The organism is Amycolatopsis jejuensis, assembly GCF_000717335.1.
In the GTDB taxonomy this organism is placed as follows: Bacteria; Actinomycetota; Actinomycetes; order Mycobacteriales; family Pseudonocardiaceae; genus Amycolatopsis; species Amycolatopsis jejuensis.
In genome coordinates this window covers 252,148-276,206 of sequence record NZ_JNYZ01000005.1, presented here as the reverse complement: position 1 = coordinate 276,206, position 24,059 = coordinate 252,148, and the positions used below count along the sequence as shown (strand labels likewise).

Below are 24,059 nucleotides of genomic sequence, written 5' to 3'. Positions count from 1 at the left end.
CCACCCTGCTGCGGCCGTGCTGAGGTGCAGAGTAAGACTGACTGAATTGTCAGTCAACCTCTCGGGCGGGTCGGTGCTGACTGGTACGGGTGCGTCTGTGCTGACCGGTACGGGCGCGTCTGTGCTGACCGGTACGGGTGCGTCTGTGCTGACCGGTGCGGTGGCGTCGTCGCGCCGCCTCGGGGCTGGATCTTCGCCGGTTCAGGGGTTGTTCGACCGCATCGGCACCCGCCACACACCCCCACGCCACCCGACCACGCCCGGCTGCGTCACCCATGCCGCCGTGCCGGGTTCGACGCCACCGCGCCACCCCACCCGTGCAGCCGCGCCACCTCACCACCCCACCAGGCCAACGCGGCGACCCAGCCACGCGCGGCGGCGCCACCATGCCGATTCGGCAACACCTCACCGAGCGCCACCCCACTGCTCGGCTGCGTCACCCCGTGACGCCGCGCCGGTTCGACGTCACCGGGAAGTCCGTGAAGGGAACCATCACGGAATCTGATTCCCTGATGGTTCCCTTCACGGCTTCGAAAGCTAGCCGGGCACCCCCGCCGCAGCGGGTGTCCGGTCCTCGGCCAGCACGTGTGCCCGAGACCGGTCGCAGGACACCTCAACCGGATCTCCGACGTTCAGCTGCGCCGCCGGCGACCCGATCGGCGCGATGGCCGTCAGCTCCCTCGTCTGCGCGGCCCCACCCAGATCGATGCCGACCCGTAGCTGTGAACCGTGGAATTCGATGCTGCGTACGTGCCCGTCGGCGTGGGCGGCGTCGGCGCGGGTCAGGTGGAGGTCTTCGGGGCGGATCACCACGTCTCCCTCCCGTTCGACCGGCGCGCCCAGCCTCGCGGCTACCGGGTCGTGGGTGGACACGATGTTCGCCTCGCCGAGGAACGTGGCGACGAACCGGGTGTCCGGCTTCGCGTACACCTCGCGCGGGGTGCCGACCTGTTCGATCCGCCCGTCGCGCATGATGGCCAGGTAGTCCGACATCACCAGTGCTTCGGCCTGGTCGTGGGTGACCGCCACGGTGGTGATGTCGAGCTGCTTCTGGATGCGCCGCAGTTCCCGCTGCATCGTCTCCCGGAGGTGTTTGTCCAGCGCGGCAAGCGGTTCGTCCAGGAGCAGCAGCCGCGGTTCGAAAACGAGCGCGCGGGCCAGCGCGACGCGTTGCCGCTGTCCTCCGGACAGCGCCGTGATGTGTTTCCGGGCGGCACCGGGCAGCTCGACCAAGTCGAGCATGTTTTCGATGCGGGTGCGCCGTTCCTCGCGCGACATCCGCCGGGCCCGCAGCGGGAACGCGATGTTTTCCCCGACCGTGAGGTGCGGGAAAAGCGCGTAGTCCTGGAACACGATTCCGGTGGACCGCTGTTCGGGCGGCAGCCGTTCGACGGACTGCCCGTCGAAAAGGACGTGCCCGGACTGCGGTTTCACGAATCCGGCCAGCACGTTCAACGTCGTCGTCTTGCCCGAGCCGCTCGGGCCGAGCAACGTCAGGAATGCGCCTGCCGGAATGCTCAGCGAGACCTGGTGGAGAATGGCCGCGCCGCCGAGCCGCACGTCGACGTCGACCAGATCGCTCTTGACGGTCACTGCGACCTCCCTGCTCTGGTGCTCCGGAAGCTGAGCAGCCCGGCTGCCCCGCCGATGATCCCGAGCGCGATGACCATCACGACGGTCGCCGCCGCGGAAATCACCGGCGTCACGGATTCGCGGGCGCTCACGAACAGCTTCACCGGAAGCGTGATATTTGCCGGACTGTTGAAGAAAAACGCGACTACGACCTCGTCGAACGCAAACGCGAACGCGAATACGGCGCCGGCGAAAATGTTGCGGGTGACGAGCGGCAGTTCGACCCGGCGGACCACCGCGGGCCACTGGCAGCCGAGGCTGAAGGCGGCCTTCGTGAGATTCGGCGGTACCCGGGCCAGCCCGGCCGAAACGGTGATGAAAACGAGCGGGAAGGCCAGAATTCCCTGGCCGACCGCGATCGGCAGGGTGGACGTGGTCCCGCCGACGAGATCGAACACGTTGTAGAGACCGAGCGCATATCCGACGAGGGGCACGATCGCGGGCAGCATGAATCCGGTGCGCAGAATTCCGGCCAGCCGCTGCGATCCTTCCCGCATCCGCAGATGCCGCAACCCGAGCGCGGCCGCCGTGCCGATCACAGTGGCGAGCAGGGTCGCTTCGAGCGCGGTCACCGCCGACGTGCGCAATGCGTCGGTCCACGTGGGATCCGAGAAGAATTGCGCGTACCAGCCCAGGGAGAAACCGCGCGGCGGGAACTCGACGAATCCCGCGCTGTCGAAGGAAGTCGGGATGATCACGAGAATCGGCAGCAGGAGAAAAAGCGCGATGAGCACCGCACCCGTGTAGAGCGCGAACCGCGACCGGCCCAGTGTACGGCGGAAATCCGGGGCGGTCATGACGCCGTCCAATGTTCGCCGACGTGGAAAAGCTTGTCGGCGACGAAATAGATCACCAATACCACCACCACGAGAGCCAGTGACATCGCCGACGCCCCGCCGAAGTCGAAAAGATCGTTGAACTCGCGTTCGATGATCGTGCCGACGGTGAGCTTGTTCGGCCCGCCGAGGAAAGCCGGGGTCACGAAGAACCCGAGCGACAGCACGAACACGATGATCGCGCCGGCGATCGCACCCGGCCGGGCCTGCGGCAGGATGACCTTGCGCAGGGTCAGCCAGGTTCCCGCCCCCATGCTCTTGGCGGCCCGCAGCTGCGACGGTTCGAGCGCGGCGAGCGACGCGTAAATCGGCAGCACCATGTACGGAAGCATGATGTGCACCATGCCGGGATACATCGCCGGTGTGGTCTGGAGTGCATTGAGCGAACTGTCCCGGAGGCCGAGGCCGATCAGGAACTTGTCCAGCGCCCCGTTCGGTTCCAGCAGGAGCACCCAGCCGTACGTGCGCACCAGCAGGGAAATCCAGAACGTGCTCAGCAGGACTCCCCACAACCCGACTTTCGCCTTGCGTGGCGCGGAAACGAGCGCGAGCGCGAAAACCGTACCTAGGACCAGGCAGATCACCGCCACCGAAACGGCCAGCAGCAGGGTACGCGTGACGGCTTGGATGAAGAGCGGGTCGGTGAGGGTGGCCCACGCGCCGGTGCTGGCCATGGCCCGGGTGGCCAGCGTCGCCAGGGGAAGCACGATTCCCAGCCCTAGCACCAGCAACGGGACCACGAGCAGCCAGCGGTGCGGAAGCGCGCCGAACCGGAACCGGGCCGGGGCGGCAAGTACGCGGGGCGCGCTCATCCGGCAATCCACTTGTGGAACCGGGCGGTGTACTCGACCTGGATCTTCCCGAGTTCGGCCTCGTCGATCGTGAACGCGATCCTGGCGTTGTCCGGGCTGTTGGGCAGCCGCTTGAGCACATCCGGCGGAAGAAGGCCGAGGGCTTTCGAGTTGTTCGGCCCGTACGGAATCAGCTTGGCCAGCTCGGCCTGCGGCTCGGGCTGGGCCATGAAGTCGTTGAGTGCCATGGCCGCGTCGGTGTGCGGGGCGCCGACCGGCACCGCCGTGGCACTCCACGGGAACAGCAGCGCTTCGTTCCACACGATCTCGGCCGGAATCCCCTTGCTCGCGAGATCGGTGAAGCGCCCGTTCGGGATCATCGCCAGCGACACACTGCCCGCCTGCAGGAACTGCTGGCACGCCGCATAGGAATCGCCGAACAGCAGGTGCGGTTTGAGCTCGTCGAGCTTGGCGTACGCGCGGTCGAGGTCGAGCGGGTAGATCTTGTCCCGCGGTACGCCGTCGGCCAGCAACGCCATTTCCGGTGCACCGAACGGGACGTTCGACGGCATGGTGCGTTTGCCGGGGATCTTCTTGACGTCGAAGAAATCGGCCCAGGACTCCGGACGCGGGCCGGTGAGCCGGTCCGTGCGGTACCCCTGGCAGATGCTGTACGCGTTCTGGCCGGTCGCGTAGTCGCGGGCCCAGTCCGGGACGAGGTCGTTGCGCGTCACCCAGTCCGGCAGCTTCTGCACGAGACCGGCTTGGATCAGCGGGTAGAGGTCGAAGCCGTCGAGCACCGAAATGTCCCATACGGTGCGCTTCTTCTCCGCCATCAGGCGCAGTTTCGCGACGTCGTTCTCGGCGTAGGAGATCCCGATCCCGGTCTCTTTCGTGAACGGCGCGTACATCGCCTTTTCCGACGCGGTGCGCACCACGCCGCCGTAGTCGGCGAGCACGAGCGACGTGGACTTCAGTTCGTGCCCCTTGTACCCCTTGCTTCCCGCCGCGTCACCGCACGCGCTCAGCAGCGAGGGAACGGCAAGCCCGCCGGCGACGACGCTGCTGTAGCGGAGGAACTGACGGCGGCTGACCCCACTGGGTTGCTCCATGATGGCCTCTGATCAGTTGTTAGTACAAGACGATGAGCATGAGACAGGCCGGACTGGCCTGTCAAGGACGGGCGGGCATCGGCAGATCGGCCCCGCTGTTGGGGTCGAGCTGCTGCCCCGTGTACACGTCGCCACCCGGTCCGACCACGAATGCGACCGACAGGGCGACCTCCTCCGGTGTGCCGAACCGCTTGAGCGGAAGCCGGGCCATCCGGTCCTCGCTGAAGTGCGGGCCGCGGCGGAACTTCGTGGTGGCGGTAGGCCCCGGCGACACCAGGTTCACCGTGACCTCCGGTGCGTACTCGACCGCGAACGACCGGGTCAGCGACACCAGTCCGGCCTTGGCCGCGGTGTAGTGGCAGAGGTTCGGATCGCCCTGGAGCGCCTGCTCCGAGCCGATGTTGACGATCCGGCCCCAGCCATGGCGGCGCATGTGCGGCGCCGCCGCGCGAGACGCGTAGAACGCGGCGCTCAGGTTGATCTCGAGGATCTCGTGCCAACTGTCCACAGTGATCTCTTCGAGGGCTTCGTGCCGCGCGTGCCCGGCACAGTTCACGAGCACGTCGATCCGCCCGTACTCGGCGACCACCTCCTCGACCGCATTCGTCACGTCGTCCGGCGAGGTCAGGTCGACCTTGCGGAACTGCCGCCGCTCCGGTGCGTTGAGGTCGAACACCACGACCGTGGCACCGCGGTCGGCGAGCGCAGCGACGATGGCCGCCCCGATCCCGCCGGAGCCACCGGTCACGACCGCGATCCGGCCCTCCAGCTCACGAAGCACGGTGTGCTCTCGATCCGGAGAAGAGCTCCTCGTCGATGGCGGTGGTCAAGGCTTCGACGACGTCGGCCCAGATCTTCCGGCCGAACTCCGGAGTCGCCCTGGTCGCCTTCCACATCACGCCCGTCTTCGTGGTGAACTCCGGCGGCGCCGGTACCACGTCCCACCAGGGAAAACGTTCCTGCGCGTCGTCGACGGACCGGTCTGCCCGCACGAGCTCGGGCCGGACGTGCTGGAGGACCGAGGTTTCGACGATCGCCGCGTGTTCCCGCGCGAGACCCGGCCAGTCGTCGCCGAAGATCTCGTCCAAAGTGGACTTCCGGACCGTGTCGCCGTACAGGCTTTCGATCACCATCACGCGCGCCGTCCCTTCGTCGTCGGGCTGCCGTGCCTGGTAGACCGCCTCGTACGTGAACTGGCGGTTTTCCCAGTGCCCGCTCAGCACCACGATCCGCTCGAAGCCACTGCGGAGCAGTTCCCGCACGACGTTCTCGACCAGTGCCATGTACGTACGCGGTTCCAGGCCCACGCCGCCGGGGAACGCCGGACCGCCGCCGCTGAGCGGTTTGGACCGGCAGCCGTAGGAAATCGTCGGTGCGATCAGCACGTCGAGCCGCTGTGCCACGGCTTTCGCGGCCTCGGTCACCGCGAGCGCGTCCATGGACAGCGGAAGGTGCGGGCCGTGTTGTTCCAGCGCCCCGATCGGCACCAGCACCCCGGCCCCGCGCTCGATGGCTTCCCGGGCCTCGACCCACGTCAGGTCTGCCAACATGTGCATTGTTCCGCTGGTCTCCTTCACTGGTTTCATGACGCTCCGTCCTCCGCCCGCGCCGCCGCGATCAGCACCGGCAGCGCGTCGTCGAGCACCCACCGCGGGCCGAAATCCAGGTCGCGCCGCAGTGCGGTGAGGTCCCACGGCGGTTGCGCGAGCCGGGGGTGGTGGGGGTCGCCGCCGAAGGCGATGTCCGCGCCGGGAAGCAGCCGCCGCACGGTGGCAGCCACCGAACCGAAGGTGTGCAGTTCCCCGTCGGACACGTGATACGCCTGCTGGGCAAGGCTTTCCGCCTCGACGACCAGGCGAAGGGCCTCCACCGCGTCCTCGACGAAGACCAGTCCCACCGGCTGGTCCACCGGGCCGCCGGCCAGGAACGGCGCCCCGCCCACAGCTGCCGCGACCAGCTCGGTGACGTATTCGGACATCGTGAGACCGGGGCCGTACACCTCGGCCAGCCGCACGCTCACCAGGTCGAGCCCGCAGGCCTGCCGGTAGGCGCCGAGCAGGAGCTCTCCGCCGGCTTTCGTGGCGCCGTAGACGGAAATCGGGTCGAAGCACCGGGCCTCGTCGATCGCCGCCGAGCCGGGTACCACGCCGTAGACCGCCTCGGACGAGACGTAGACGACGCGCTCGACCCCGGCCTGCCGGGCGGCCTCGAGCACCTGCGCGGTACCGACGAGGTTCGCCGTGACCGTCGCGACCGGGTTCGTCCGCGCCAGGTCGAGATCGGCCATCGCGGCGGCGTGCACCACGCATTCGATGTCCCCGGCTTCGAGCAGCGAACGGAGTCTCAGCCCGTCGGTGATGTCGGCGACCTCCTGGGCGAACGCAGCACCGGGAAGCGGGCTGCGCTGGTCGACGCTCGTGACCTCGTGCCCGGCAGCGGCGAGGTGGGCGGCGAGGCGGGACCCGAGAAACCCGGCCCCGCCGGTGATCAAGACACGTTTGCCCATGACTCTCCCTGCACTTGTCGGTACCTGTCTGCACCCTCGGCGCTCGCCTCCGACCCGGGTGCCACCTGCGTCATCACGGCCACCACCAGCGATTGGCCGGGCTCCGCCGGATGACTTGCGAGGACAGTACACCTGCCTGCTTGTAGGTACAAGTAGACTTCTCTGCCGGGAAGACCCGCCTTCCCGGGTCCCGACAGGCGCTATCCTCGGGAGAATGACGGGTTCGACGCCCCCGACCGGGGCACGCCTCAGCCGTACCAGCGTTGTGCCCTTGTACTATCAGCTCCAGGAGATCCTGAAGCAGGAAATCGACTCCGGGCGCTGGCCGCCGAACAGCAAACTCCCGTCCGAGCACGAGCTGTCGAAGCAGTTCGGGGTGAGCCGCGTCGTCGTGCGGCACGCGCTCGACATCCTCAAGAAGGACCACCAGGTGGTCTCCGTGCGCGGCACCGGCAGTTTCGTCGCGCCGCCGAAGGTCGAGCGCGAGGTCGGCAGCCTCAGCAGGCTGCTGGCACACGATCCGGGCGCCACGTCGTCGTTCCTGGTCATCGATCACGGCCTGACCACGGTGGAACCGGTGGTCGAGGCGAAACTCGGGCTGCCGCGGCTGGAGAAGGTGCACATCGTCGAATGGCGGTGGACCCTCGACGGAACGCCGCTGTGCATCGGACACTCGTACTTCCGGCTGAACACTTTCCCGTGGTTTGCCGAAACGTTCGAAAAGGACCCGCCGTTCGAGATTTCCGGGGTGCGCTGGCCGATCAGCCTCGCCCCGGTCGAGGCGGCGATCGAGGGTACGTCCACCGGCCCGTTCAGCGCCGGACAGCTCGACATTCCCCTTGGCGCGCCCCTGTTTCTCGTCTCCGCCACCGAAACGCTCGTACTCGGCCCCGGCGAGCGGCTGCCGTTCGAGTTCACCCGCGTCGGCTACCGCTCGGACATCCTCGCCTTCAAGATGGCGGCGAGCCCGGAGACGAGCGGCTCACTCGCGGTCACGATGTCGATCCAGTAAAAGCGGCGACGAACGTCCGGCCGAGCAGAATGCCTGCTTCCTCCGCGGTGGTCCGCCCGGCGAGCACTTCCTCGTTGGCCGCGCGGGAAAGGCCGTGGATCATCGCGTACATCCAGGCCGGGGAGAAATCCTTGCGGAGTTCGCCGCGGCGCTGCGCGGCGGCGAGCCAGGTCAGCAGGGGTTCGTCGGCCGCGGGAGTGCGCAGCGGCGCTTGGGAAACCACGACCGGCCGGGTGTCGAGGAAGCGGTAACGCTCGCCGACCCGGATGATCTCCGGGCCGATTGCCGCGAAAACCTCTGACGCGGCGGCATGAACGGCCGTTGCGGTGGTGATGATCGCGCGTTGTTCCGTCACCACGAGGTCGACCAGCGCGGCCAGGAGATGTTCCCGCGTCGGGAAATGGCGGTACACCGTGGTGCGCCCGACGCCGGACTGGCCGGCGATCTCCTGCATGCTCGCGTCCGGGTCCGCCGCCAGCAGCCGGATCGCGGTCGCCAGCACGGCATCACGGTTCCGTTGCGCATCCGAGCGGCGCGTCTTGGCCTCGTTCACATCGATATGGTACAACGTGTTCCAAATGGAACAGCGTGTACCACTTAAGGAGCGTGCCTGATGGACGTGAGACAGCGGCGCACCGTGCTCGCGGTCGCACTGGGGGTGGTGATGGTCAGCCTGGACGGCACGATCGTGCACGTCGCCAACCCGGCGATCGCGCGGGACCTCGGCCTGTCGCTCACCGACCTGCAGTGGGTCACCACGGGCTACCTGCTGGCGCTGGCGACAGTGCTGATCCTGGGCGGCAAACTCGGCGACCGCTTCGGACACCGGCGCATTTTCACCATCGGCGTCACCGGTTTCGCCCTCGCCTCACTGGGGTGCGGGCTTGCGCACTCGGCCGGGCTCCTCATTGCCTTTCGCGTGCTACAGGGAATTGCGGGCGCCCTGCTGGTACCCAATACTCTCGCAATTCTCCGCTCGACCTTCCGGCAACCCGCATTGAGCCGGGCGATCGGAATTTGGGGCGCCGCGTCGGCATTGGCTGCGGCTGCCGGGCCGATTGCCGGCGGACTGCTGGTCGAATACTCGTCGTGGCGGGCGATCTTTCTCCTCAATGTGCCGATCGGCTTGGCCGCCGCAGCAATTGCAATGCGCTGGGTCGCGGAAAGCCACGGGGAACGTTCGGGCGGATTCGACCTCGCCGGTGCCGGATTGCTCGCCGCCGGACTGCTCGCGCTCGTATTCGGCCTGACCGGAGCGAATTCCGCGAGCCTTGCCGTCGCCGTTCCGGTACTGATCGGTTTCGTCATCCGCCACGCCGCGCCACCACCCCGCTCCTTCCCCTGGCGCTGTTCCGGTCGCGATCAGTCTCGGCGGGCGTCACGGTTCTCATCGCCAGCAATGTCGCGTTGTACGGCGCATTGTTCTATTTGGGCCTGTACCTGCAGAACATCCAAGGTTTCCCCGCGCTCGAAACCGGCGTCCGCCTGCTGCCCCTGATGGCCGCGTTCACCCTCGCGTCCCCGCTCGGCGGGCGGCTCACCGCCAGGTTCGGCCCCCGCGTTCCGCTCACCGCCGGAATGGTCTTGCTCGCCCTCAGTTTCCTCGGGCTGGCAAGGCTTTCCGCGGAGTCCACCTATCTCGCGCAATGGCCTTGGCTCGGTCTGCTGGGCATCGGCATGGGAATCACCATCGTCGCCGCGACCGACGCGATTGTCGGCAATGTGCCCGGCGAACACAGCGGCGTCGCGGGTGGGTTGCAGACAACTGCCGGACAGCTCGGCGGCGTACTCGGCATCAGCCTGTTCGGCGTGCTGATCGCGGGAAACGACGCCTTCGTCGGCGGAATGCAGACCGCGATGTGGGTCGGCGCCGGAATTGCGCTGATGAGCGCGCTGCTCGCCATTGCCGTCGAAAAACCTCAGCCCGGAAAATGAATCGTGAACCGCCGTTGTTCAGCGGGCAGGGTGGTACGCGTCGTTCACGTCGACCGGATTGCCGCCGCCTTCGGTGCCGCCGCCCGGGAGGTAGATGGTGCCGTCGACCGCCGTCGCGGCGGTGCCGTGGCGGGGCACCGGCATCGGTTCGAGACGCTGCCAGGTGTCGCGCGCCGCGTCGTACGCCTCGGTTTCCGCAAAGACACTGTGCGAGCCCGGCGCGGGATTTCCCTCGCCGCCGAACGTGTAGATCTTCCCGGCGACTGTCGCCGTCGCGATCCCGCCACGCGGGGTGGGCATCGGTGCCCGCTCGGTCCATCGAAGGCTTCGCAGATCGAGCGCATACACGGTCCCGCGCACGTTCGCCTGCCCGCGATCCCGGCCGCCCACCACGTACAGCGTCCGCCCGATCATCGCGCCACCCGCGTGATCCCTCGCCTGCGGCAGACTCGGCAGCGTCTCCCATCGGCCGGTGACGACGTCGTAGGACGACACAGTGTCCACAGTGTCCTGAAGGCCACCGTCGCGCGGGGTCAGCGTCCGCATGCCGCCGGCCAGGTAGATCCTGGTCCCCCGCACCCCCATCGCGGCACTGCCCCGTTCGGTGCCGGACGGCATCGGCGGGAGCGGGGTCCAGCGGCCGGTCCAGGGTTCGTAGACGTAACTGTCCGGCACCGCACGCCACGAATCGCCCCCGGCCAGCCCGCCGAGGACGTACAACCGGCCGCCGACCGCCGCGAGGTTGGGATGGTTGAGCGCGACCGGCAGCGGCGCGACCTCCGACCAGCTGTTCCGCCGCGGATCGTAGACCTCGACCCGGTTCGTGGTGGTCAGCCGCCCGTCCGCGGTGAAATGGACCCCGCCGGCCACGTAGACGCGGCCTCCCGCTTCGGCGACGGCGTGCTCCTGCCGCGGTCCACCGGCAATCGGCGCGAGGGTCTGCCAGCCGGGCGGGTGCTGCACGGAGTCCGCCGAAGCCGGTACCACCGGCGCCACCAGGAGGGTCAGCCCGAGGGCGAGGGTCGTCACGCGCCGCATCACGTCTCCGATCACGCTGCCGTCGACGGGCAGTCCGTCGCTCCCGCTCCACGGTGGCCGATCGGAAAATGATCAACCAGGCGCCGGTTCCACCAGGTTCGGGGAAGCGCACGCCCGGACGATTGTAGAACAATCTAACCCAAACCTTGACCCAACTCCTTGCCTGAACCGAAGAATCACCACTATGTCTGACCACAAGGCCGACTTCATTGTGTCACAATCCTTGCCTCCAAGGTGTCCCGTGTGGTTGACTCCGAACCGCCCTCGTCGCCGAGCAGGAGGATGCGGATGACCAGCCTCGACCCCGCCGCCGAGCAGTTGCCCCGGCGGAGGATTGCGCGCCGGGTGCCCCGGTGGTCGGAGATCCGGCCGCTGGTCAAGTTCCGGCAGCCCCGGTTCGACCCGCGCGAGCGGCGCCTCGCCGCCGCGCACACGATCGACGACCTGCGCACCATTGCGCGCCGCCGTACGCCCCGGCCGGTTTTCGACTACGTCGACGGCGCGGCCGAGCAGGAAATCAGCCTCGGCCGGGCGCGTACGGCGTTCGAGAACGTCGAGCTGCACCCGCGGGTGCTTCGTGACGTCACCCGGATCGAACCCGAAACCGAGATCCTCGGCGGGCCTTCGGCGCTTCCGCTCGTGCTGGCGCCCACCGGCTTCACCCGCATGATGCACCACGAGGGCGAGATCGCCGTCGCGCGGGCCGCGGCGCGTGCCGGGCTTCCCTACGTACTGTCCACAATGGGCACCACCGACCTGGAAACCGTGCGCGCCAGTGCACCGGCCGCCCGGCAATGGTTCCAGCTGTATCTCTGGAAAGACCGTGCGGCAAGCGAAATCCTCATCGAACGCGCCGCCAAGGCCGGGTACGAAGCGCTGGTGCTGACCGTCGACACGCCCGTCGGCGGAGCCCGGATGCGCGACGTCCGCAATGGACTCACCATCCCGCCCACGCTCACCGTGCGCACCCTCGCCGGGATGGCCATCCGGCCCGCGTGGTGGATGAACCTGCTGACCACCGAACCCTTGCAGTTCGCGTCGCTGAGCAACTTCGACGGCACCGTCGAAGAGCTGATCGGCAAGATGTTCGACCCGTCGCTCACCGTCGACGACCTGCAGTGGCTGCGCGAACGCTGGCCGGGAAAGCTGGTGGTCAAAGGAATCCAGAGCGTCGCGGACGCGGAGACGATGGCGGAACACGGCGTCGACGCGCTCGTCCTCTCCAACCACGGCGGCCGCCAGCTCGACCGCGCCCCGACGCCGCTCGAACTGCTGCCGCGCGTCGCCGACGCCGTCGGGCATTCGTGCGAAATCCTCATCGACACCGGTGTCCGCACCGGCGCCGACCTCGTCGCCGCGCGGGCGCTGGGCGCGTCGGCCGCGATGATCGGCCGCCCTTACCTGTACGGCCTGATGGCGGCCGGGGAACAAGGCGTCGACCGCGCGCTCGACATCCTCGCCACCGAATACGCGCGGACCATGCGGCTTCTCGGCGTGGTCCGCACGAGCGAAATCGATGCCCAGCACGCGACTCTCCGGTCGGCCTACCACGGGCTATAATCGGGCATCATCGTGAAAGTCACCGACAGCACGCCGACGAGCATCGCGCATGCCCTCCGCGACGACCTCCTCGACGGCGCCCTCGAACCCGGTACCCGCCTCACCGAGGAAGCCCTCACGGCCCGCTTCGGCTGCGGCCGCCACTCGGTACGCGCCGGTTTGCAGACGCTGGTGTCCGAAGGACTTCTCGAACACCAGCGCAACCGGGGAATCGTCGTACCCGCAGTAACGACCGACCGCATCGACGACATGTGCTCGTACCGCTCGATCCTGGAAATCGGCGCCCTGCGGCTGGCGCTGGCCGAGGGGGCGGATTTCAGCGCGGTCGAGGAAGCCGTCCGGCACCTGGAATCGCTGCCGAAGGAAGCCCCGTGGCGGCACGTGATCGAGGCACACAGCGCGGTACACAGTGCAATCGTCGAGGCGGGCGGCAACCCGCGGGTGGTCGCCGCGCATCAGGCGTGCCAGAACGAGCTCAACTGCATGCTGGCGACCATCCGGGCGGTTTTTTCGGCCCCGCAGCTGGCCGCGATGCACCGCCACCTGGCCGACCAGCTCAAGGTCGGCGGAGAAGCCGCCCTGCGCGCGCTGGAAGACGACCTGGAACTCGGCGGTCGGGCCGCGATGCACCTCGCCTTGCGGCGCCGGACGGCACCGGCCCATCTGGGGTGAGTTTCGCGCGGGTCCGGTCTTGCACTCGACCGCTTGGAGTGCGTACCCCCTGCCCGATTGTCTCCAACTCCGGGTCGACCCGCGATCCGTCAGGCCATGATGGGAAGGTCCCCACCCGCACTCCCCGGACGGAGCTTTCATGTCGGTCTTCCTGCTGGTCCACGGTGCCTGGCACAGCGGAGAATGCTGGGCTCGCGTGGTGCCGCTGCTGGAGTCGGCCGGGCACCGCGTCTTCGCGCCCACCCTGACCGGCTACGGCGACACCCGGCAGCAGCTCACTCGCGACGTCGGCTCCGTGGCCAACGACGTCCCCGAGCGGATCGCGCACCTGGTCTACCTCGACGCGATGGTCCCGGAGCACGGCGAGACCGGGGTCGACGTCCTTCCCGTCATGCAGCTGCTGGTCGACCTGGCCGTCGGCGGCTGGCGCATCCCGCCGATGCCCGAGGAGCCGCCGCACGCACATCCACTGCGTCGGCACCGGCCCGGAGCGGGTCCCCCGCCGTCCGGTGCCCGCAACGCAACCCAACGGCACCCCGGCCCGGATCTGGGAACTCCCCGCCGGGCACGACTGCATGATCACCGTGCCTGGCGAGTTGAGCGAACTGCTCCGGAAACTGTCCGGCTGACAACTTGCCCGCTCGGGCAGACCGTGCCAGCGAGCGTCACCGGACCCGGGCCGCCGGACACCCGTGTCCCACTTCGTCATCGTGACGTACCGGGTCGCGCCGAGCTAGTCGCGCGCCATCTTCCCGCCGCCGCGACGGTCGCCGTTCGCCCCGGCGGGTACTGCCAACCGTCGGCTGAAGCAGAAACTCACGCACCACGGGCCATCCGCGGAAACCGGTTCACCCGCAGCACCTGCTCCAACGCGACACTCGCGCGGCCGGACACCATCGCCGGAAGCCCCTCCCGATGCCAGCACGCCAGCGGGATCGGGTCCGGCGGCGGGAGATCGTCGCAGCGGACCAGGCCCTCCGGCGTCGTGCCCAGCGTGGCCAGCAGCGCAACCCCCTGTCCCGCCGCCGCAGCCGCCTGTACCCCGGCCAGCTGGTTGGCCTCCGCACCGATTTCCGCGGCGATTCCGTACTCCGCCAGCGTTTCCAGTGCCCTCGAACGCAGCGCGCACGGATTGTCGAACGCCACCAGCGGCACCGGGCCGTCGGGGCGCGTCCAGCCGGGCGCGCAGTACCACGTCAAGTCCAGCGAGCCGACCGCGGTCGCGCGGGGATGGTCGGCGTCGCCCAGCAGCAGGGCCAGGTCCAGCCCTCCGGTGCCCAGCGCCTGACGTAACGCCGTGCCCCGGTCCAGGCGGTACCGGACCCGGTGCCCGGGCAGCGAACTGCCCAGCAGCTCCGCCAACCGGGGTAACAACTGCGCCGCGGCATGTTCCGTCGACCCGATCACCACGCTTTCCTCCTCGGCGACCCCGAAGGCGTCCAGCGCTTCGTCGTGCAGCGCGAGCAGGCGACGCGCGTACCCCAGGAGCTGGTGCCCGTCGATCGTGAAGCGCGACCGCCGGCCCGCGCGCTCGACCAGCCGCCGCCCGGTCGCCGCTTCCAGCTTGCGCACGTGCTGGCTCACCGCCGCCTGGCTGAGGTGGAGATGCGTGGCCGCGCGCTGGAACCCGCCCCGGTCGGCGACCGCGACGAAACTGCGCAGCGGCACGATGTCCAGTACCTGCTCCATGTCCGGCAACGTACCCCGGAACCCATCGCGAACCGTGATGAATCCGCATCGTGAAACGTCGTTGGACATTGCCCCGGGCTCGACTCATGCTCGAACCCGGGTACCAGCCCTGTCGAGGCCCATCGCCGAGCCATCCCCGAGTCCACTGTGGACCTGCAACGCCCGCGCACAGAAAGAAAACCCCCATGTCCCCACGTTCCACCCGCGTTCCCGTTCTCGCACTGACCCTCGCCGCGGTCCTCGGCGGCACGCTCACCGCCTGCGGCGCAGGCAATGCGGCGACCGGCGCCGCGACGCTGCGGTGGACTTCGTCGTACTTTCCCACGCACTGGGACCCGGTGGTCGGCGGCAGCGGCGCCCAGTTCCGCGAGCTCGCCCTCGTCTACGCCTCCCTCACCCGCACCGACGAGACCGGCAAAGCCGTCCCCGACCTCGCGCAGAGCTGGGACTACAACCAAAAGGGCGACGAGGTGACGTTCCACCTCCGCCCCGGCCTCAAGTTCACCGACGGCACCCCGCTCGACGCCACTTCGGTGAAAGCGGCCATCGAACGCGCGAAAACCCAGAAGAACTCCGCCCTCTTCGGCGATCTGACGTCGATCAAATCGGTCACCGCCAACGGTCTCGACGCGGTCGTGCACCTCACCCAGGTCGACTACCAGATCCCGCAGCTGCTCGGCGAACGCGTTTTGCAGGTGGCCAGCCCGAAAGCCGCGGAAAACCCGGCGAAACTCGACCAGAACCCGGTCGGTGCCGGTCCGTTCACTGTCACCCAGGTCATTCCCGGCACCAAAGCCGTGCTGAAGAAGAACCCGGACTACTGGGACGCAAAGAACATCCACCTCGACAACGTGGAACTGACCTCCGCACCCGACCCGGCAACGGTCGTTTCCGGCTTGCAAACCGGTGTCTACAATTTCGCGGACCTCAACCCGAGCCAGGCCGGAGCGGCGAAGAACGCCGGTCTCGACGTCTTCGTCCAGCCCGGCTTCAACGCGTCGAACATCAGCCTCAACACCAACAAAGCCCCCTTCACCGACCCCCGCGTCGCCGACGCCGTGCGGTACGCCATCAACCGCCAGGAATTCGTCGACAAGCTCACCTTCGGGTACGGCGAAGCCACCGATCAGCCTTTCCCGCCGGGATACCTGGCCTACGACCCGCAGTCGAAGAACCGTTTCCCCTACGACCCGGCGAAATCCCGTCAGCTGCTCGCCGAAGCGGGCTTCAAACCCGGTGACCTCAAACTCGATCTCGTCGTGCAGAAGGGCGAGCCGGAAACCGAAATCGTGCAATCCCAGCTCGCCGCAGTGGGAATCACGACCACGATCAAGGTCGACAAGAACTGGGCGACGCCGTTCTTCGCGAAGAATCTCACTCTCTCGACGTACGGCACCACCGGCCGGGATTCGGCGTTGCAGACCCTCACCGCCCACTTCGGACCGAACGGCCCGCTGAACCTGTCCAGCCCGTACGAGCCGACCGCCTTCGAGGCCGCGGTGGCGAAGGTCCGCCAGACCCCGCTCGACGCGCCGGACTACCAGCAGGTGCTGCAGGCTGCCACGCGCGCCGGGCTCGAAAGCCGCGCGCTGGTCTTCACCTACTCCCAGCCGAACCTCTTCGCGAAGAGCAAGCAGATCTCGGCGCTGCCGAAGAACCCGGCCCACATCGACTGGACGGGCGTGAAGATCAGTGGCCAGTAACCGCGCAGGCCGCTTCCTGGGCACGCTCGCCAGGTCGGTCGGGGTGTTCGTGCCGGTGTTCTTCGTGGCGACGTTCGTGACGTTCGCGCTGCGGGCGGTCAGCGGCCTGTCCCCGGCCCGCCTGCAGCTCGGCGAACAGGCGACCCCGGAAGCAATCCACGCCCTGGAAAGCCAGTGGGGCCTCGACCGGCCGTTCCTCGCGCAGTACTGGACCTGGCTCACCGGCGTGCTCCGCGGCGACCTCGGCACGAGCTGGGTCAACGGCGCGGACGTCTCGACCCTCATCGGGCTCGGGCTGGGCGTGAGCCTGTCGATTGCGGTCACCGCGCTGGTCGTCGGCGTCGTGATCGGCTTCGCGCTGGGTACCGCGGCGGCGCTGCGGCACCGGACCTGGCTCGACCGGGCGGTCACCGGCTTCGTCACCGTCACCTCGGTGATGCCTGCCTTCGTGATCGGGATCGTGCTCGTCACGATTTTCGCCGTCGGCCTGCACCTCTTCCCGGCGGCCGGGTACGCGTCGCTCGACCAGGGGCTCGGACCGTGGCTCGCGCACATCACCCTCCCCGCGCTTGCGTTGAGCTTCGACGTGATCGCCGACGTCGCCCGGCAGCTGCGCACCGGTCTCGTCACCTCGTACCGGGAGAATTACGTTCTCGGCGCGGTGGTCCGCGGCCTGTCCCCGCGCCGGATCTTCTTCGTTCACGTGCTGCGCAACGGAATCGGACCAGCCCTCGCGACCGTCGGCCTGAAATTCCCCGCGCTCGTCGGCGCGTCCGTGGTGACGGAATGGATTTTCGGGCTGCAGGGTTTCGGCCGGTTCGCGAACGACTCCGCGCAAAGCGGCGACGTACCCGCGGTGCAAGGCGTGCTCGTCGTGTCGATCGTGCTGGTGGTCGCGTTCAACCTGGTGGTCAACATCGTCCTCGGCCGGGTCGCGCCGGCCGCGCAACGGGGGGTTTGACGTGCTCCGCCGCATCCTCACCCTCACCTCCGGCTGGATCGCGCTGACCGTGCTCGTCGTGGTCGCACTGCTCGCGATCCTCGGCCCGCTGCTGGCCCCGCACGACCCGATCGCGCCGAGCGCGGACATCCTCGCGGGCCCGTCCGCGCACCACTGGCTCGGCACCGACAATCTGGGTCGCGACGTGTTCAGCCGCCTGCTCGACGGCTCGCGGGTGAGCGTCGCCGGGGCGCTGGAGGTCGCCCTCGTCGCGCTGGCCGCCGGGGCGATCCCGGGCGTGCTGTCGGTGTACCTCGGCCGCGCGTTCGAATGGACCACGCTCCGCCTCGCCGACACCCTCGTCGCGCTGCCGTTCCTGTTGTTCGCGGTGGCCGTGACAGCGTTGCTGGGCAACGGAATCACGCAGGCGATGGTCGTGACCGGCGTCCTCGTCTCGCCGCTGTTCTACCGCGTTTCCCGCGCGGCGACCCTCTCCGTCGCGCGCTCACCGTACGTCGAAGCGGCGCTGATCGCGGGCGCGTCGCTGGGCACGGTCGTGCGGCGGCACGTGTGGGGCAAGGTGCTGCCGCCGATCGCGGTCGCCTTCGCGCAGACCGTCGGCGTCGGTTTCATCATCGTCTCCAGCCTCACGTTCCTCGGCATCGGCGTGCAGCCACCGGCGCCGACTTGGGGCGGGCTGCTCGCGTCCGACCTCGGGTACCTCGCGTTCCAGCCGTGGGCGCCGGTGGTACCCGCGCTACTGATCATGGCCACGGTCTGGGCCGCCAACCTGCTCGCCGACGCGATCCGCGACGTGTCCGGCGCCACTGGAGGTAAGGCATGACTCCCGTCCTTTCCATCCGCGACCTGCACGTCCGCCGTGCCGCCGACGGGCACGAGGTGGTCCGCGGCGTCGGCTTCGACCTCGCCCCGGGCGGTGTCGTCGGCATCGTCGGCGAATCCGGCAGCGGCAAGACCCTCACCTGCCGTGCAGCGCTGGGCGTGCTGCCCGCGGGGTTCACGGTGTCCAACGGGTCGGTGTACATCGAAGGCCGGGACCTGTCGACGCTCGGCTCCGCTGACCTGACGTCGTTGCGGGGCAGCACGATCAGCGCGGTGTTCCAGGACCCGGCGTCGTACCTGAATCCCTCGATTCCGGTCGGCGTGCAGGTCGCGGAAGTGCTACGGGTCAAGAAAGGTCTGCGTCGCCGTGATTCCCGTCACGAGGCGACCGAACTCCTTGCCGCGGTGCATTTACGCTCGCCCGCGCTCGTTTACGGCCAATACGCGCACGAGTTGTCCGGCGGGATGCTGCAACGGGTCCTCATCGCCGCCGCAATTGCCGCCGAACCGCGGGTTCTCATTGCCGACGAAGCAACAACGGCGCTCGACGTGACCGTGCAAGCGGAAATCCTCGACCTGCTCGCGGATTTACGCGAACGGACCGGGCTCGCTTTGGTGGTGGTTTCGCACGACCTCGCGGTGGTCGCGCAATTGTGCGACGAGGTGCTGGTGCTGCGCGACGGTGTGGTGGTGGAACAAGGTCCCGCGGACCGCGTACTGCATCATCCGGAGCACGAATACACCCGGCTGCTCGTCGACGAGCACGAGCAATATGGCCTGGACCGGTTCCTCGCCCACGCGGAGGCCGGGGCATGAACGTCCTCGAAGTTTCCGATGTGGACGTCCATTACGGACGCAACCGGGCGCTCCACGGCGTCAACCTCACCGTGGCGCGGGGCGAAATCGTCGGCGTGATCGGCGAAACCGGCTCAGGAAAGTCGACCCTCGCGCGGACTGTGCTGGGTCTCGCGCGCCCGTCGGCGGGCCGGATCGTGCTCGACGGCGAGGACGTCACCGCTTACCGAGCCCGGCAATGGCGCGCGCTCCGCCGTCGTGGCGTGGTGCAGTACGTTTTCCAGGATCCACTACGCAGCCTGGATCCGGAACTGTCCATTGCGGACTCCTTGATCGAACCACTACTCATCCGCGGAGTCCCGCGTGCGGAAGCACTCGACCGCGTTGCCGAGTACCTGCCCCGAGTGCGGCTGGACGCCGACCTCCTCCCCCGGCTGCCGGGTGAGCTCTCCGGCGGGCAGCGGCAACGCGTGGCGGTCGCCCGGGCACTGGTGACCGAACCGGAACTGGTGCTGCTCGACGAACCGGTGAGCGCGCTCGATTCCGCCAACCGTGTGCAGGTGCTGCACATTCTCCAAGACCTGCGTGACACCGGGGTCGCGCTGGTGTTCATCTCGCACGATCTCGGTTCGGTGGCCGGAATCGCCGACCGGGTCGCTGTGCTCAGCCAGGGAGAACTGGTCGAAACCGGTACGGCACGGGAAGTCGTTGCTACGCCGAAACATCCGTACACGCGGCTGCTCGTCAGCTCGGCCCCGACGCTGCACGCCGCACCCGCGGACCGCGCCCGCCGGGAAGAACTGCGTGCCACACTGCTGAATTCCTGATCCCACTTCGAAAGGACCCCAGATGTCCCGCAGATTCCACCTTGCGCTGCACCCGTACGGCGTCGGCGGCCCCGGGCAGCACGGCCTGTGGAAAGACCCGAGCATCGCGAAAAACGCGTCCATCGACATCCAGTACTACATCCGGCAGGCCCAGGCTGCCGAACACGCGTTGTTCGACGCCCTGTTCATTGTGGACAGTCAGTTCATCAATGCCGGTTATCCCCCGCATTATCTCAACCGGCTCGAACCACTCACCCTGCTTTCCGCGGTCGCCACGCACACGCGCCACCTCGGACTCGTCGGCACCGCCAGCTCCACCTACAATTCGCCGTTCAACCTCGCCCGGCGATTCGGTTCGCTCGACCACATCAGCGGCGGGCGCGCCGGCTGGAATGTCGTGACGAGCTTCGACACCGGCACCAGCCGCAACTACGGCCTGGAGGAACATCTCGACTACACCACCCGGTACGGCCGCGCACTGGAATCGGTCAACGTCGTGCGCGGGCTGTGGGATTCCTATGAGGACGATGCTTTCCCGGCGGACGTCGAAAGCGGCGTTTTCCTCGACCCGGAAAAGCTGCATGCACTCAACCACGTCGGCGACCATTTCCGCGTGGACGGTCCACTCAACCTTTCCCGTTCCCCGCAAGGACAGCCGGTGATCTTCCAGGCCGGGGTTTCCGAGGAGGGCCGCGACCTCGCCGCGCAAGTCGCGGAAGGCATTTACGCCCCGGGCGGAACGCTCGAAAACGCCCGCGAGTATTACGCCGACATCAAGCGGCGGACTGCCGAAGCGGGCCGGAATCCGGACCACATCAAGATTTTCATCCACGGCAGTCCCGTCGTGCGCGGCACTGATGAGCTGGCTCAGCAGCGCGCGGACCGAATTGCCGACGAGGACTACGATTTCCGGGCCAGCCTCGCCCTGCTCGGCCGTGCGTTCGGCGCCCACGATTTCAGCCAGTACGACCTCGACGCGCCCTTCCCCGACGTCGCACACCTCGCCGAACGGGGCGGCCGCACCGGCGCCGCACACATCATCGCACAAGCGGAAGAACGGAAACTGACGCTGCGGCAGGTCGTCGAGAACTTCACCGAACGGCGGGAATCGCCGTTCGTCGGATCCCCGGAAACCGTCGCGGACACCATTTCCCGGTGGTTCGACGCCGGTACCTTCGACGGTATCAACGTCGCATTCCGCAATGACGAGGATCTGAAGTACTTCGTCGAGGGCGTCGTTCCGTTGCTGCAGCAGCGCGGGTTGTTCCGTACCGAATACGAAGCGAACACGCTGCGCGGCAATCTGGGCCTGCCGATTCCGGTCAACCGCCACACTGCCGAGCGCATTCCGGTGGGTGCGCGATGAGACTCGGTTTCCTGACCCACGTGCAAGGCCGCGGCGACGACCTCGCCGAGGTTTACCGCAATGCGCAAGACCTGTTCGTCGTTGCCGACGAGCTCGGGTTCGACGTCGGCTGGGTGGCCCAGCACCACGTGCCGCCGGGCGGGGGCGGGCTTTCCTCGCCCTGGACGTTCCTCGCGCACGCCGCCGCCCGCACCTCCCGCATCCGGCTCGGGACCGCGATCACCGTACTGCCGCTGGAAGATCCGGTGCGGCTGGCCGAGGACATCTCGGTGGTCGACACCCTGAGCGGCGGGCGGGTCGAGGTCGGCGTGGGCAGCGGCGCAAGCGAGCTCGAGTACGCCGCGTTCGGCCGCGACGTCACCCGCAAACGCGAGCTCACCACCGAGGGCCTCGCCGTGCTGCGGGCCGCGCTGGCCGGGGAGGAGGTAGGTACGGCCGGGTTCACGATCCAGCCGCCCGCGGCGGGCTTCGAGGGCCGGATCTGGCAGGGCGTGTTCAGCGCGCCCGGCGCGGAGTACGCGGCCAAGGAGGGGTCGAATCTCCTGCTGAACCGCGCGACTTACGGCTACGACGAGGACACCGACGTCGTCCAGCGGCCATGGGCGGACGCTTACCTCGCCGCCTGGAGCGGACCTCGGGTACCGCGAATCGGGTTGTCCCGCTTGGTGTTTCCGGCTCGGGACCGGCAGACGGCGCTCGCCCAGATCGGCGACGACGTGCATCGGGCGGCGCAGCGGTTCTCGGCGCGGGGAGCGTTTCCGGCGGGCATCGGGCTCGAAGAGGCGCTGCGGCGGTTCCACGCGTTCTACGGGCATCCGGAGGAGATCGTCGCGGCGTTCCAGGCCGAGCGGGTGCTGCCGGTGGCCACGGATTTGATCACGCAGTTCAATCCGGCGGTTCCGGATCATGACAGTGCGGTGCGGGCGCTGGAGGTCATTGCCACGGAGATCGCTCCGGCGCTCGGGTGGCATCCGGCGCGGGAGCTGGAAAGGGCGGTTCGATGAGCCGGTATGACGATTTCCCTGCTCCGGCGGGGTTGCGGACCCGGGGAACGGTGGTTGTCGTTCCCGGGCGCGGGGAGACCCGTGGTGCCTATGTCCGGTTCGGGCGGCGACTTGCGGCTGATGCTTATCACGTCCGGGTCGTCGAGGCGCCGTCCCTGACCGAGCCGTTGGAGCGGTTTGCCGCCGAGCTGGCCTCAGCGACGGCTGATCTCGCTGACCGTCCCCTGGTCTTCGCCGGGTCCGACGCCGGTGCGGCCGCCTTGGCGGTGCTTGTTGCCGGTGGAGCGACGGCGGCGGACGGGCTCGTGCTCGCGGGGCTGCCCGGGGCGTCCGGGGTGAACGGGAGCTGGGAGGACGAGCTGGACGTCCGGACGAGCTGTCCGGTGCATCGTGAGGTCCTTGCCGCACAGCCCGTCGAGAATCGAGGGGCGCTGACCGAGCCGCTGCCGGCGACGCTGGCTTACCCGGGTGGCATCGAGGTACCGCAGCTCGTGCTGATCGGGGCCGAGGATCCGCTGGCCGACCGGGAAGGGTTGGCCCGGGCGGTGAAGTCGGCGCCGCGGGCGCGGTTGTCGGTGGTGCACGGGGCGCATCACGACGTGCTGAACGATCGGCAGCATCGGTCGGTCGCGGCGGAAGTGGTGAGCTTCCTGGAGACGCTCGGGAATGAGCTGGTGCCGGTGATTTCGGTTGAGTCCAGTGCCTGGTGACCTCGATCCGGCGCGGCTGCGGGCGGCTTTCGGGGCGTTTCCGACCGGGGTGGTGGCGATCGCTGCGCGGGTCGAGGGGCGGGTCGTGGGGTTTGCGGCGAGTTCGTTCACGTCGGTGTCGCTTGATCCGCCGTTGGTGTCGTTTTCGGTGGCCGCTACCTCGCGGACGTGGCCGGATTTGCGCCGGGCCGGGCGGGTCGGAGTGACGGTGCTGGCCGGGCATCACGGGCCGGTTGCGCGGCAGTTGGCCGGGCCTGCTGGCGAGCGGTTCGCCGGGCTTCAGCTCAGTGAGACCGCTGATGGGGCGGTTACGCTTGATGATGGGGTTGCTTGGTTCGAGACGACCGTCGAGCGTGCGGTTGCGGCGGGTGATCACACGCTCGTCCTGCTGCGCTTGCATTCTGCTCACTCGACCGACGCGGTGCCACTGGTGTTTCATCGGAGTGGTTTCCGGCGGGCTGGATGAAGGGATCCGTTTGTGACTGACCATTGGCATCATCCGTTGCGGCACATCCGCGGGGCGGACCTCACCGGGGACACCAACCAGACCACCGGGATGCGGCGGCTGGAGGCGATCTCCGGGAAGACTGTCGGGTCGACGAAGGTGTGGATGGGGGAGACGCATGTTACGCCGCATACGAATTCCGGGGATCATCATCATGGGGAGGCGGAGACTGCGATCTATGTGAAGTCCGGGCATCCGGTTTTTGTGTTTGCCGACGGGGAGGAGGAGATTCGGCTGGAGACCGGGCCGGGGGATTATGTTTTTGTGCCGCCGTATGTGCCGCATCGGGAGGAGAATCCTACTGGGGAGCCTGCGGTGGTGGTGATTGCGCGGAGTAGCCAGGAGGGGATTGTGGTGAATTTGCCCAGTTTGTGGGCGGAGGTTTCGGTTCCTGGGGAGGATTCGGGCGTCTCGTAGGGTTTGGGTCCGGGAGACTGTTGCGTGGGGGCACCCCGAAGTCTGAGTGTCACGACGGTTGGAGGGGCTTGTCAAGGCGGGAAAGATGCCTTGACAAGCCCCTCCAACCGTGTGCGGGCTTCGGATCGGGGTGCAGGGCGGGGGCTGGCTGCCCGGGTCCGGATGG

Annotated in this window: 24 protein-coding genes and 1 pseudogene; 15 read left to right on the top strand and 10 right to left on the bottom strand. The window is 68.3% G+C overall.

Annotated elements, in window-relative coordinates:
* Positions 1–537: 537 nt before the first annotated feature.
* The 7 genes from OO71_RS07820 to OO71_RS07790 all read right to left on the bottom strand — a co-directional run bounded on the left by OO71_RS07820 (position 538) and on the right by OO71_RS07790 (position 6,877).
* The gene (locus OO71_RS07820) at positions 538–1,593 is read right to left on the bottom strand and encodes an ABC transporter ATP-binding protein (RefSeq protein WP_051791248.1); all 1,056 of its coding nucleotides are present in this window, start codon (positions 1,591–1,593) and stop codon (positions 538–540) included.
* Positions 1,590–2,429, bottom strand: coding sequence for an ABC transporter permease (locus OO71_RS07815; RefSeq protein WP_051791245.1), 840 nt, complete (start codon positions 2,427–2,429; stop codon positions 1,590–1,592). Before OO71_RS07815 ends, OO71_RS07820 begins: the two co-directional genes overlap by 4 nt.
* Complete coding sequence (locus OO71_RS47165) at positions 2,426–3,280, bottom strand: ABC transporter permease (RefSeq protein WP_051791243.1); 855 nt, start codon at positions 3,278–3,280, stop codon at positions 2,426–2,428. The genes OO71_RS07815 and OO71_RS47165 overlap by 4 nt, the downstream gene beginning before the upstream one ends.
* On the bottom strand, positions 3,277–4,371 hold the full coding sequence (locus tag OO71_RS07805) for an ABC transporter substrate-binding protein (RefSeq protein WP_033288949.1): 1,095 nt from the start codon (positions 4,369–4,371) through the stop codon (positions 3,277–3,279). Before OO71_RS07805 ends, OO71_RS47165 begins: the two co-directional genes overlap by 4 nt.
* 61 nt (positions 4,372–4,432) lie before the next feature.
* Positions 4,433–5,152 carry an SDR family NAD(P)-dependent oxidoreductase gene (locus OO71_RS07800; RefSeq protein ID WP_033288948.1) on the bottom strand — a complete coding sequence of 240 codons (720 nt, stop codon included), beginning with the start codon at positions 5,150–5,152 and terminating at the stop codon, positions 4,433–4,435.
* Positions 5,142–5,957 carry a creatininase gene (locus OO71_RS07795; protein WP_063740019.1) on the bottom strand — a complete coding sequence of 272 codons (816 nt, stop codon included), beginning with the start codon at positions 5,955–5,957 and terminating at the stop codon, positions 5,142–5,144. The genes OO71_RS07800 and OO71_RS07795 overlap by 11 nt, the downstream gene beginning before the upstream one ends.
* Complete coding sequence (locus OO71_RS07790; RefSeq protein ID WP_033288946.1) at positions 5,954–6,877, bottom strand: NAD-dependent epimerase/dehydratase family protein; 924 nt, start codon at positions 6,875–6,877, stop codon at positions 5,954–5,956. The genes OO71_RS07795 and OO71_RS07790 overlap by 4 nt, the downstream gene beginning before the upstream one ends.
* A 271-nt stretch (positions 6,878–7,148) precedes the next feature.
* Here OO71_RS07790 and OO71_RS47160 point away from each other — a divergent pair, with 271 nt between their 5' ends.
* Positions 7,149–7,889 (top strand): GntR family transcriptional regulator, encoded by a 741-nt coding sequence (locus OO71_RS47160; RefSeq protein ID WP_162186045.1) that lies wholly within the window; start codon positions 7,149–7,151, stop codon positions 7,887–7,889.
* Here the strand turns inward: OO71_RS47160 and OO71_RS49940 are convergent.
* Positions 7,870–8,442, bottom strand: coding sequence for a TetR/AcrR family transcriptional regulator (locus tag OO71_RS49940; RefSeq protein WP_162186044.1), 573 nt, complete (start codon positions 8,440–8,442; stop codon positions 7,870–7,872). The two genes, OO71_RS47160 and OO71_RS49940, sit on opposite strands and share 20 nt — an antisense overlap.
* A 60-nt stretch (positions 8,443–8,502) precedes the next feature.
* On the opposite strand from OO71_RS49940, the pseudogene OO71_RS52890 reads away from it, so the two are divergent.
* Together OO71_RS52890 and OO71_RS50855 are read left to right on the top strand one after the other, a co-directional pair.
* A pseudogene (locus tag OO71_RS52890) lies at positions 8,503–9,057 on the top strand (MFS transporter); the annotation flags it as partial.
* A complete protein-coding gene (locus tag OO71_RS50855; RefSeq protein WP_281178394.1) occupies positions 8,979–9,824 on the top strand; it encodes an MFS transporter in 846 nt (281 codons plus the stop codon). The pseudogene OO71_RS52890 and the gene OO71_RS50855, both read left to right, overlap by 79 nt.
* Positions 9,825–9,842: 18 nt before the next feature.
* Here the strand turns inward: OO71_RS50855 and OO71_RS07770 are convergent, their stop codons facing one another.
* Positions 9,843–10,862, bottom strand: coding sequence for a Kelch repeat-containing protein (locus OO71_RS07770; RefSeq protein WP_033289141.1), 1,020 nt, complete (start codon positions 10,860–10,862; stop codon positions 9,843–9,845).
* A 288-nt stretch (positions 10,863–11,150) separates the two neighbouring features.
* Between OO71_RS07770 and OO71_RS07765 the strand changes: the two genes are divergently transcribed.
* Both OO71_RS07765 and OO71_RS07760 read left to right on the top strand, forming a co-directional pair.
* Positions 11,151–12,422, top strand: a complete 1,272-nt coding sequence (locus OO71_RS07765; protein WP_051791231.1) for an alpha-hydroxy acid oxidase — start codon at positions 11,151–11,153, stop codon at positions 12,420–12,422.
* Between the two features lie 12 nt (positions 12,423–12,434).
* The gene (locus tag OO71_RS07760) at positions 12,435–13,094 is read left to right on the top strand and encodes a GntR family transcriptional regulator (protein WP_051791228.1); all 660 of its coding nucleotides are present in this window, start codon (positions 12,435–12,437) and stop codon (positions 13,092–13,094) included.
* A gap of 816 nt (positions 13,095–13,910) precedes the next feature.
* Here the strand turns inward: OO71_RS07760 and OO71_RS07750 are convergent.
* Positions 13,911–14,783: a LysR substrate-binding domain-containing protein gene (locus OO71_RS07750; protein ID WP_033289138.1), complete on the bottom strand. Its 873-nt coding sequence runs from the start codon at positions 14,781–14,783 to the stop codon at positions 13,911–13,913.
* A gap of 185 nt (positions 14,784–14,968) precedes the next feature.
* On the opposite strand from OO71_RS07750, the gene OO71_RS07745 reads away from it, so the two are divergent.
* From OO71_RS07745 to OO71_RS07700, 10 genes are read left to right on the top strand one after another with little or no spacing between them, the layout of a single operon-like run.
* Positions 14,969–16,486: an ABC transporter substrate-binding protein gene (locus OO71_RS07745; RefSeq protein WP_033288944.1), complete on the top strand. Its 1,518-nt coding sequence runs from the start codon at positions 14,969–14,971 to the stop codon at positions 16,484–16,486.
* Positions 16,476–17,447: an ABC transporter permease gene (locus tag OO71_RS07740; protein WP_033288943.1), complete on the top strand. Its 972-nt coding sequence runs from the start codon at positions 16,476–16,478 to the stop codon at positions 17,445–17,447. The genes OO71_RS07745 and OO71_RS07740 overlap by 11 nt, the downstream gene beginning before the upstream one ends.
* A gap of 1 nt (position 17,448) precedes the next feature.
* Complete coding sequence (locus tag OO71_RS07735; RefSeq protein WP_033289137.1) at positions 17,449–18,270, top strand: ABC transporter permease; 822 nt, start codon at positions 17,449–17,451, stop codon at positions 18,268–18,270.
* The gene (locus OO71_RS46210; protein ID WP_084144774.1) at positions 18,267–19,085 is read left to right on the top strand and encodes an ABC transporter ATP-binding protein; all 819 of its coding nucleotides are present in this window, start codon (positions 18,267–18,269) and stop codon (positions 19,083–19,085) included. Before OO71_RS07735 ends, OO71_RS46210 begins: the two co-directional genes overlap by 4 nt.
* Positions 19,082–19,891, top strand: a complete 810-nt coding sequence (locus OO71_RS07725) for an ABC transporter ATP-binding protein (protein WP_033288942.1) — start codon at positions 19,082–19,084, stop codon at positions 19,889–19,891. The genes OO71_RS46210 and OO71_RS07725 overlap by 4 nt, the downstream gene beginning before the upstream one ends.
* Positions 19,892–19,913: 22 nt before the next feature.
* A complete protein-coding gene (locus tag OO71_RS07720; RefSeq protein WP_033288941.1) occupies positions 19,914–21,257 on the top strand; it encodes an NtaA/DmoA family FMN-dependent monooxygenase in 1,344 nt (447 codons plus the stop codon).
* Positions 21,254–22,261 carry an LLM class flavin-dependent oxidoreductase gene (locus tag OO71_RS07715; protein ID WP_033288940.1) on the top strand — a complete coding sequence of 336 codons (1,008 nt, stop codon included), beginning with the start codon at positions 21,254–21,256 and terminating at the stop codon, positions 22,259–22,261. The genes OO71_RS07720 and OO71_RS07715 overlap by 4 nt, the downstream gene beginning before the upstream one ends.
* The gene (locus tag OO71_RS07710) at positions 22,258–22,971 is read left to right on the top strand and encodes an alpha/beta hydrolase (protein ID WP_033288939.1); all 714 of its coding nucleotides are present in this window, start codon (positions 22,258–22,260) and stop codon (positions 22,969–22,971) included. The genes OO71_RS07715 and OO71_RS07710 overlap by 4 nt, the downstream gene beginning before the upstream one ends.
* Positions 22,961–23,437, top strand: coding sequence for a flavin reductase family protein (locus tag OO71_RS07705; RefSeq protein WP_342669918.1), 477 nt, complete (start codon positions 22,961–22,963; stop codon positions 23,435–23,437). The genes OO71_RS07710 and OO71_RS07705 overlap by 11 nt, the downstream gene beginning before the upstream one ends.
* Before the next feature lie 12 nt (positions 23,438–23,449).
* The gene (locus tag OO71_RS07700; protein ID WP_033288937.1) at positions 23,450–23,893 is read left to right on the top strand and encodes a cupin domain-containing protein; all 444 of its coding nucleotides are present in this window, start codon (positions 23,450–23,452) and stop codon (positions 23,891–23,893) included.
* Positions 23,894–24,059: the final 166 nt, after the last annotated feature.

What these genes read in the sequence shown, in the direction of transcription:
- OO71_RS07750 (WP_033289138.1), bottom strand. Translation starts at nt 14,783, where the DNA reads ATGGAGCAGGTACTGGACATCGTGCCGCTGCGCAGTTTCGTCGCGGTC.
- OO71_RS07725 (WP_033288942.1), top strand. Translation starts at nt 19,082, where the DNA reads ATGAACGTCCTCGAAGTTTCCGATGTGGACGTCCATTACGGACGCAAC.
- OO71_RS46210 (WP_084144774.1), top strand. Translation starts at nt 18,267, where the DNA reads ATGACTCCCGTCCTTTCCATCCGCGACCTGCACGTCCGCCGTGCCGCC.
- OO71_RS07790 (WP_033288946.1), bottom strand. Translation starts at nt 6,877, where the DNA reads ATGGGCAAACGTGTCTTGATCACCGGCGGGGCCGGGTTTCTCGGGTCC.
- OO71_RS07765 (WP_051791231.1), top strand. Translation starts at nt 11,151, where the DNA reads ATGACCAGCCTCGACCCCGCCGCCGAGCAGTTGCCCCGGCGGAGGATT.
- OO71_RS07815 (WP_051791245.1), bottom strand. Translation starts at nt 2,429, where the DNA reads ATGACCGCCCCGGATTTCCGCCGTACACTGGGCCGGTCGCGGTTCGCG.
- OO71_RS07715 (WP_033288940.1), top strand. Translation starts at nt 21,254, where the DNA reads ATGAGACTCGGTTTCCTGACCCACGTGCAAGGCCGCGGCGACGACCTC.
- OO71_RS07770 (WP_033289141.1), bottom strand. Translation starts at nt 10,862, where the DNA reads ATGCGGCGCGTGACGACCCTCGCCCTCGGGCTGACCCTCCTGGTGGCG.
- OO71_RS07805 (WP_033288949.1), bottom strand. Translation starts at nt 4,371, where the DNA reads ATGGAGCAACCCAGTGGGGTCAGCCGCCGTCAGTTCCTCCGCTACAGC.
- OO71_RS07720 (WP_033288941.1), top strand. Translation starts at nt 19,914, where the DNA reads ATGTCCCGCAGATTCCACCTTGCGCTGCACCCGTACGGCGTCGGCGGC.
- OO71_RS07795 (WP_063740019.1), bottom strand. Translation starts at nt 5,957, where the DNA reads ATGAAACCAGTGAAGGAGACCAGCGGAACAATGCACATGTTGGCAGAC.
- OO71_RS47165 (WP_051791243.1), bottom strand. Translation starts at nt 3,280, where the DNA reads ATGAGCGCGCCCCGCGTACTTGCCGCCCCGGCCCGGTTCCGGTTCGGC.
- OO71_RS07745 (WP_033288944.1), top strand. Translation starts at nt 14,969, where the DNA reads ATGTCCCCACGTTCCACCCGCGTTCCCGTTCTCGCACTGACCCTCGCC.
- OO71_RS07710 (WP_033288939.1), top strand. Translation starts at nt 22,258, where the DNA reads ATGAGCCGGTATGACGATTTCCCTGCTCCGGCGGGGTTGCGGACCCGG.